At 52.5% G+C, this 7588-nt stretch carries 6 protein-coding genes; 5 read left to right on the forward strand and 1 reads right to left on the reverse strand.

The genetic code is table 11. The features are described from left to right. Positions 1-144 precede the first annotated feature (144 nt). The 5 genes from KYE_RS11810 to KYE_RS21160 all read left to right on the forward strand — a co-directional run bounded on the left by KYE_RS11810 (position 145) and on the right by KYE_RS21160 (position 6816). Complete coding sequence (locus KYE_RS11810; RefSeq protein WP_050898302.1) at positions 145-2031, forward strand: pyruvate kinase; 1887 nt, start codon at positions 145-147, stop codon at positions 2029-2031. A 103-nt stretch (positions 2032-2134) separates the two neighbouring features. Beyond that, the gene (locus tag KYE_RS11815; protein ID WP_008173582.1) at positions 2135-3463 is read left to right on the forward strand and encodes an acetyl-CoA hydrolase/transferase family protein; all 1329 of its coding nucleotides are present in this window, start codon (positions 2135-2137) and stop codon (positions 3461-3463) included. Positions 3464-3505: 42 nt separating this feature from the next. Further along, complete coding sequence (gene phbB, locus KYE_RS11820) at positions 3506-4264, forward strand: acetoacetyl-CoA reductase (RefSeq protein WP_008173585.1); 759 nt, start codon at positions 3506-3508, stop codon at positions 4262-4264. A 120-nt stretch (positions 4265-4384) separates the two neighbouring features. Beyond that, on the forward strand, positions 4385-5962 hold the full coding sequence (locus tag KYE_RS11825) for a hypothetical protein (protein ID WP_008173586.1): 1578 nt from the start codon (positions 4385-4387) through the stop codon (positions 5960-5962). Positions 5963-6015: 53 nt separating this feature from the next. After that, positions 6016-6816, forward strand: a complete 801-nt coding sequence (locus KYE_RS21160; RefSeq protein ID WP_008173589.1) for an MBL fold metallo-hydrolase — start codon at positions 6016-6018, stop codon at positions 6814-6816. Positions 6817-6836: 20 nt separating this feature from the next. On the opposite strand, the gene KYE_RS11840 is transcribed toward KYE_RS21160, so the two are convergent. After that, on the reverse strand, positions 6837-7247 hold the full coding sequence (locus KYE_RS11840; protein WP_139043669.1) for a hypothetical protein: 411 nt from the start codon (positions 7245-7247) through the stop codon (positions 6837-6839). Between the last annotated feature and the right edge of the window lie 341 nt (positions 7248-7588).

Genomic DNA, 7588 nt, shown 5'->3' on the forward strand with positions numbered 1-7588 from the left:
TCAAAAACACTTAGCGATGTAAAAAAATGTTCATAAGACTGCAACACGTCTTCTCGACATTAATAAAGTGAGCATTGTCTGTTCAGCCTCGATTACAGAATCCAAGACGGCACCGACAAGCAGGCCCGCCGCCAGAGGTGACGCATGAGTGAACTTTCGAATTCTGGATTGACTTCGATGCAGATCGAGGAAATTGGAGACCTTCTCGAAGCTCTCGTGAGCCTTCGTAAAACCATCGTTAAAGATGCAGCTGGTCATGGTAATCTACTGGAAACCATGCACCCCGCCTATGAAAATAGCGCTAGCAATCTTCTCCACTACCTTGCACTCAGACAGCACGACATTCGGCCTTTGCAACAAAGACTTGCGCTGGTAGGGCTGTCATCTCTCGGTCGCTCTGAATCGTGTGTGCTCGCGACCCTCTCCGCAGTCATTAGAGTATTAGAGGCCATTCTCGGACAACGGCATCACGTTTCGGAAAAAAAGGATGGTGCAACTCCTGCAATCGAGGACGGCTTCAAGCTTCTCAATGATCACGCCGATCAGCTGCTGGGCAGCGCAAATAGCGAAAGGACAGTTCGCATCATGGTCACCATGCCGACTGAGGCCGCCCACGACCCAGCCATCATTCATCAGTTGATGGCAAGGGGGATGGATTGCATGAGGATCAACTGTGCGCACGACAGCCCGGAGATCTGGCAAGCCATGATCGGCCATCTTCGAACCGCAGAGCAGAGTCTGGGCCAAAAGTGCCGGATTTTCATGGATCTTGGCGGGCCCAAGATCAGAACCGGAGACATTGAGCCGGGCCCCAAAGTCATCCACATTCGTCCCACAAGGGATGACTATGGAATTACAGTGATCCCTGCCCGGATCTGGCTAACCTCTTCCGAAAACCCTTCTTCTGTCCCAGACGACTGTGCAGCTCAATTCCGGGTCTCTGAGAGCTTTTTAAAATGCCTCAACCGTTGTGACGAAATCACACTGACAGACGCGCGAAAAAAATCCCGCAAATGGACGGTGGTGGACATTACTGAGTCTGGCTGCTGCGTGGAAAGCATTAAGGCTTGCTACGTTAGACCCGGCACAGCCATACAGCTCAAGAACGGAAAGCAGACCCCAAGGGTGCAAACGGAAATCCAGGACTTTCTTCCCCAAGAGGGCATCTTATGCCTAAGGAAGGACGACATGGTTCTGGTTACCTCTGATTCCGTGCAGGGAACCAATGAAGAAAGGGACTCTGCAGGTAACATCATCAAACCAGCGACTATCAGTTGCACAATGCCTGCCGTAGTTACACAGGTTAAGGCTGGCGAAAGCATCTGGTTTGATGATGGTAAAATCGGCGGCGTTATTGAAAAGGTTGAACCAGAACACTTTTGGGTGCGGATTCACCATGCGCGCCCGGAAGGGAGCAAACTTCGCAGCGCCAAAGGTATAAACCTTCCTGACAGCCAACTGAACATCGCCGCATTGACAGGGGAAGACCTCAGGAACCTGTCGTTTATTGCAGAACATGCCGACGTCGTAGAGATGTCGTTTGCCAATTCAGTTACAGACGTTCAATTGTTGCAAGAACAACTCAAGCGCCTGAACGCAGAAACTCTGCCAATCGTGCTCAAAGTCGAGACTCGAAAAGGGTTCGAAAACCTGCCAAGGATGCTGCTGACCGCCATGCGCTGGCCATGCTGTGGCGTGATGATTGCCCGGGGGGATTTGGCCGTGGAGTGCGGCTACGAACGTCTGGCCGAGGTGCAGGAAGAGATTCTGTCGGTCTGTGAAGCGGCCCACGTGCCTGTCATCTGGGCAACGCAGGTGCTTGAGAATCTCGCCCGAAAGGGCGTGCCATCACGAGCCGAGATATCAGACGCTGTTATGGCGCACAGAGCGGAGTGCGTAATGCTCAACAAAGGTCCTCACATCACTGAGGCGGTGGAGGCTCTGGACAATATTTTAAAGCGCATGCAAAGCCATCAAAGAAAGCGACGGCCAATGCTCAGGGAGTTGAGGTTGGCCCATCTGACCACTTGAATACAACCACACCTCTCACAAGCTGGTCACTTTTTGGTCACTCAATCGTCACAACAGTCCAACATCCTTGGAGTTGAATCAAGGAGAATGAGGCCAGTGGCATATGGAAGGTCTGGACCCGGGATTAGAAGCCCTTTACCAGCAAAAGAAAAGACAGCCTTACGAAGCGGCAGCGACACTCGCCAATTGTAAAAATCTTATTCTGGGCATGAGCGCTGCCCAACCACCGGCCCTGATGGCGGCAACCGCAGACGCGCTGAGGGATCGACTGATAGGCCCCTTTGCCTTTTACTACCTTCATGGTACCGAAGCTCTGCGCAAAACTCTGTTGGCGCCAGACCTGAGAGAATTGGTAACTCCCCGTCCGTTGTTTCTGAGCCATTCGGACAGAGACGCGATTGCGCAATCCGGATCCCGGAACTGGATCGAATTTGTGCCGGCCATGCTGCACCAGGCTGGTCGTCTGCTAACTGAACATATCGATCCCGAGTGCTTTCTCGTGACGGTTTCTCCGATGGATCGCCATGGTTATTTCAGCCTGGGCACCAACGCCGATTACGGCGCCTCGGTGATCCGAAAAGCCAGGAACGTCATTGTCGAGGTCAATCGTTACATGCCTCGAACCTTCGGTGAGTGTTCTGTCCACATTTCGGAAATTGACTTGATCGTGGAGCACGATCAGCCGCTGGTTGAAGCCACTCCCAACCCTCCAACTGATGTCGACTTGAGAATTGCTGACCAGATCATCGACCAGATCCACAACGGTGACACTCTCCAAATAGGCGTGGGAGGCGTTCCCAATGCGGTTTTGGCCGGCCTCACGAACCACCACGATCTGGGCTTACACAGTGAGTTATTCTCCCCGGCGATGATGCCGCTGATTCAGTCTGGAGCTATGAACGGCAGGCGTAAAACCTGGATGCAGCACAAGCACGTGTTCACCTTTGCCCTCGGCGACCGGAAACTCTACGACTTCCTCGACGATAACCCCTCCATCGTTGGCTATCCGGCCTCTTGGGTTAACAACCCCGACATTATCCGTTTAAACGAAAACATGGTTTCCGTGAATTCTGCGCTGGAAATTGATCTGACCGGCCAGATCAACTCAGAGCAACTCGGGGACAAGCCGTTCTCTGGGAGCGGCGGGCAACTGGACTTCGTTCGCGGGGCCTACGCGGCCAGAAACGGTCGTTCATTCGTGGCCCTTCGCTCAACTGCGCAGGAGGGAAACGTCAGCCGTGTCGTGCCAAAGCTTCGGGGCGGCACCGTTACGGACCCCAGGAACGACGTCCACATGGTTGTGACAGAACATGGCTGCGTGAATCTCAAAGGTCTCTCGATTCCCCAGAGGGCAAAAGCACTTATCAGTATTGCAGATCCCAAGTTTCGAGAATTCTTGGAAAGTGAGGCGAATTCAATCGGACTCATCTAGAACCATCTCTGACCACACATATACCTACAAGGAGGACAACAAATGACAACTGGGAAAACCTCAAGAGTAGCGCTGGTTACCGGCGGAACCAGAGGAATCGGAGAAGCGATTTGCAAGGCACTCGTTGGTCAGGGCTATCAGGTCGTGACGACGTTCAGAAATGCAGACCGCAAACCACAGGCTTTGGAATGGCAAAACCGCCTCGCCGCAGAAGGTCTGGAAATCGACCTGGTGCAAATGGATGTTGCGGATACCCAGAGCTGTGAAACGGCTGCCAACGAACTGCTGGGCCGTTACGGTCGACTGGATGTGTTGGTTAATAACGCTGGCATTACGCGGGATTCGGTCATGAAGAAAATGCCAGTTGAGGCGTGGCGAGAAGTGATTCACACCAATCTCGACAGCGTCTTCAATGTAACCCATTGCTTCCTGGATACGCTCATCGCCCAGAATTATGGTCGCGTCATCAACATTTCGTCCATCAACGCGCAAAAAGGCCAATTTGGCCAGGTGAATTATTCCGCCGCCAAAGCCGGCATTCATGGCTTCACCAAGGCTCTGGCCCAGGAAACCGCTCGCAAAGGCATTACAGTGAACACCGTGTCGCCCGGTTACGTTGAGACCGACATGGTTCTGGCTATTGATGAAAAAATTCGCGAGCAAATAAAAGCGCAGATTCCAGTTGGGCGATTCGGTCAGCCCGATGAGATTGCCAGAGTAGTGTCCTTTCTGGCTGATGAACAGTCCTCGTTCATTACCGGTGCAGATTTTTCGATTAACGGTGGCATGTTCATGCATTGATGGCGGACCGCATCGTCAGATCGGCAAGCGCCCGGGCAAGCATCTCGACTACAGGTTTAATCAGACCTTAATGGTTGCACGCTAGAGTCTGGATTCCACTTCAACGAAGAGTAGTTCCCCATGTCTGGCGATTCTTCCCTGTTGGTCGAAAAGTTATGGCGATTAAAACGTCGTATCGATAAAGGTGCCTGCCCCGGCGTCGAATTCGTTCACCTTAATACGCTCCTCAGAGAGCCCGCGTATCGGGCGGATGTGCTCAGGAGGGTTGAGTTATCTGGTACGCCGGAACTCAAGGCGCTCGCCAGGGAGATCCAACTCAACGACGACGGGCAACCGCTGATGGCGAAAGAAACCACTGCCCGCTTTGAAGCAACAGAGGAACCTCGTATTGCTCAAAAGAGCTGGCTGCGACGCAACTCTCTCATTGTTTTCCCGATGCTTGCCATTGGTTCAACTGCGGTCGGGTTCACTGCATTTGAAGATCGTTCTGTACGCGTTGATTCTGACATTCTGGTTGATACCACATGGGAATCTGGCAAGCGTTACATCCTTGAGAAAACTATTTACGTTGAGAACTCCAATCTCAACATTGAACCGGGTGTCACCATTGAGGGTGAACACGGGTCAGCACTTGTCGTGACTGCAGATTCAAAGCTTTTCTCCAGAGGCTCATCGGACAAGCCGATTGTATTTACGAGTGCCCAGACTGAGGGCAACCGGGCGCGTGGCGACTGGGGCGGTGTTGTTTTGCTTGGCAAGGCGCCGGTGAACCAGCCCGGAGCCTCCATCGAAGGTCTTCCTGAAGGTGAGACACGGGGCGCATTTGGCGGTACCAACGCCGAAGATTCCTGTGGGGTTGTAGAATTTACCCGCATCGAATTCGCTGGCTTCGAAGTCTACAAAGACAACGAACTGAACGGTCTGACGCTCGGCGGCTGTGGAAGCAACACGATTGTCAGAAATGTGCAGGTTCACCGTTCTCTCGACGATGGCATTGAGATGTTTGGCGGCAATGTCGATCTCAAAAACATCGTCATCACCGGTGCAGGAGACGACAGCATTGACTGGGACTGGGGCTGGACCGGAAACGTCCAGTTCGCTGTTATCCAGCAGCATCCTGATGCCGGCGACAACGCGTTTGAGGGTGATAACAACGGTAATGATCACGAGGCAATGCCCCGCTCGGAACCCACCTTTTACAATGTCACGCTTGTGGGCGGCGGCAACAGCCAGAAGAAACATCGCGGCATGGTGCTGCGCGAGGGTTCAGGTGGCCATTTTCACAATATGCTGATCGACAGCTACGCAATTGAGGCTATCGATACCCGCGACAACGTGCTTTCGCTGGTCAACCGCGACAGGCTGACATTTGGCAACAACCTGTTGACCAACCTCGGACATCTGGGCCAAGTCACCCGAGAATCCGGCAAGGATGACGATGACTTTGGCTTCAGCGAGCAAGACTGGATGGAAGAGCCACGGAATCACAATGTATTCCGTGTAGAAACGGCCCTGTTCCCAAACGCCAAAGATCTCACCAACCCGGTTTTCATGCCCAGGGTCCAGCTTCGGCAAATGAACGCGACACGCCCGCCACAAAGTGAATTCTTTGATGAGTCGGCCAACTTTGTCGGTGCTGTGAGTCCGGTATCCGCCCAGAGCTGGCTAGACGGTTGGACTGACTTCCCTGCAAATTAATCATCAGGACGAGTTCTCGGGCCATGGACGGCCCATTCAGAGCTGGTGGCTATATGACCGTAACATTGGAGTTTCTCGGAACAGGAGGCGCGCACAGTGAGGACCTGGGAAGCTCAAGCGCGAAGATCTGCTTGCCCAATCACCAATCGATGCTCATCGATTTCGGCCCAGACACGTTCTTTGCGGTAAAAGAACGAAAACTCCAGTTCGATGCAATATTCCTGACCCACGCCCATCTTGACCATGTTGGTGGCCTCGAACGCTTGTTCTTTAACATCGCTTTCAAAGAGCAACGCTCAATAAAACTCTTTATACCTGTCGGCCTTGTAACCCGATTGCATCAGATATTCGGTTCGGCCGGCTCCCAGGTTGCGGAGGGCGGTATGAATTTTTGGGACAGCTTTCAGCTGATCCCAGTCAGCGATGCGTTTTATTTTGGAGGTTACCGTTTCAATGTCTTCCCAGTGCGGCATCACTTTCCTGGCGAGGCATTCGGTTTGGCTTTGCCCGGTTGTTTCGTTTACACCGGCGATACTCGGCCCATTCCCGAACAGCTCGTCGCTCATGCAGGACGGGGGGAGTTAATCTTTCATGATGCTACAACTGCAACAAACCCGGCCCACTCAGCATTGAACGATCTTAAGAGGGAATATGCTCTGCATAATGTTCTTGAGCGATTGATTCTTTATCATTTTGACAGTGCTGCTGAGCGTCAGTTCGCAGAAGGTCAAGGATGGAGAACTGCAAGGCTTGGTGTGATTTATCAGTTCGGATACAACCAAGGCTTCGCGGGTTCCGCAGAGTCAACTGACGAACAGAAGGCTGCGGAGGAATTGTCAGCAAACGTGCATTGATATCTTCCCGCACTCTTTGATCAGCTCCAGTCCTGGGTCAATTTGAGCATCTGGTTCTTGTAGGGGGCGATCGTCTCAAGCAAAACGTTGGAGCGGGCAAACCAACTGCGAGCCCAAGCGATTTCGTTCTCCGCTTCATCATAAATGGTCGACTCAATGGTCCATTGGTGCAACCCGGAGTGTATGACTCGGGCAACAGTTGCAACGCGGCTTTCCCAGAGGGCCTGGAACGGCTGCAATTCAAACTTGTCACATTTAGCCAGCAGCGAGGTTTCCTGGGTATTGGCGGCTAGCTGGGAGGCATCGTGCAACAGTTGAAAGACAACAGATTCCTTGACTACTCCCCATGGGGTGTTGGAAAAGGGCGTGAGACGTACGGAAATCGAGCAATAGCCGTATTCCAGCTCAACGCTGGGACAGAATCCAGGCATCGGAGGTTGATGACAAGTACAGGGAGGTTAATGCTTTAAAATGGCGGTTTCGCTTGCTCACTGAGATCTCTCCCTTAATCTGTAACGCCCGATAAACATGGCATTTCAGGGATTGAATCAGGACCCTTCGTCTACATCGGGAAAAGTTGAGGCATTTGGTCTCCCGAGCACAAGTGTGACTGCAATTGCGACCGAGAGTAGATTCATAACACTCCTGTAAGCTCTAGGATCCTCTAATAGTATTTCAGTGTTGAGACAATCGATCCGCAACACTGTTCATTGAAGCGAGGTAAAGTCATGCGGTACAGACTCAGTCCTAACGGAAATTTTGCGAAGCAGAT

Origin of the sequence: Marinobacter manganoxydans MnI7-9, from assembly GCF_000235625.1 — a bacterium.
Taxonomy (GTDB): domain Bacteria; phylum Pseudomonadota; class Gammaproteobacteria; order Pseudomonadales; family Oleiphilaceae; genus Marinobacter; species Marinobacter manganoxydans.

Coding starts and splice junctions, on each gene's coding strand:
- KYE_RS11810 (WP_050898302.1), top strand. CDS start 145: ATGAGTGAACTTTCGAATTCTGGATTGACTTCGATGCAGATCGAGGAA.
- KYE_RS11815 (WP_008173582.1), top strand. CDS start 2,135: ATGGAAGGTCTGGACCCGGGATTAGAAGCCCTTTACCAGCAAAAGAAA.
- phbB (WP_008173585.1), top strand. CDS start 3,506: ATGACAACTGGGAAAACCTCAAGAGTAGCGCTGGTTACCGGCGGAACC.
- KYE_RS11825 (WP_008173586.1), top strand. CDS start 4,385: ATGTCTGGCGATTCTTCCCTGTTGGTCGAAAAGTTATGGCGATTAAAA.
- KYE_RS21160 (WP_008173589.1), top strand. CDS start 6,016: ATGACCGTAACATTGGAGTTTCTCGGAACAGGAGGCGCGCACAGTGAG.
- KYE_RS11840 (WP_139043669.1), bottom strand. CDS start 7,247: ATGCCTGGATTCTGTCCCAGCGTTGAGCTGGAATACGGCTATTGCTCG.